This window comes from Pseudomonas sp. 2995-3, from assembly GCF_002742565.1.
Classification (GTDB): Bacteria; Pseudomonadota; Gammaproteobacteria; order Pseudomonadales; family Pseudomonadaceae; genus Aquipseudomonas; species Aquipseudomonas edaphica.
On sequence record NZ_LJSB01000072.1, the window covers coordinates 1 to 231 of the forward strand.

At 41.1% G+C, this 231-nt stretch carries 1 protein-coding gene; it reads left to right on the plus strand.

The features are described from left to right. The coding region (locus AOA62_RS03865; protein WP_143521732.1) for a lysophospholipid acyltransferase family protein at positions 1-231 on the plus strand (231 nt) is incomplete at both ends.

The following is a 231-nucleotide window of genomic DNA, read 5'->3' on the forward strand; positions in this document are numbered from 1 at the left end:
ATGTTTTATGGCTAAAGCAGAACTTTTTGAAACTCCGATATTGAAAAGTATTATACCAAGACTAGGGGCTTTTCCAATTCGACGCGGTATGAGCGACCGACAGGCCTTAAGAACAGGGTTAAGTTTATTAAAAGAAGGGAAAATGGTAGGTATCTTTCCCGAAGGTACGCGAAGCAAAACTAAAGAATTGGGAAAAGGACTAGCTGGAGTAGGGTTCTTTGCACTAAGGTC